1 protein-coding gene is annotated in these 239 nt (G+C 67.8%); it reads right to left on the reverse strand.

All coding sequences use genetic code 11. The features are described from left to right. Positions 1 to 239: sigma-70 family RNA polymerase sigma factor (locus ACZ3GY_RS24750; RefSeq protein ID WP_465912467.1), on the reverse strand; the 239-nt coding region annotated here is incomplete at both ends.

The raw sequence follows: 239 nt of genomic DNA on the forward strand, positions 1-239 counted from the left end.
TCGAAGCGCACCGGCTGCGCATTGGCATAGTCCAGCCGCAGCTTGTCCGGCGTCACCCCCAGCCGGGCGGCGACCTGCGCTTCCTCGGGCGCGTGGCCGAGTTCGGTGGTCATCGCAGCGACCGTCTCGGCATAAAGACGTTTGCGCTGCATCGCGCCGCGCGTGATCGTGGCACTGCGGCGCAGCGCGTCGATCATCGATCCGCGCACGCGCGTGACCAGATATTGCTCGAAGGTGAC

The sequence above is a fragment of the Pseudomonas sp. PME37.24/006 genome, assembly GCF_055556635.1.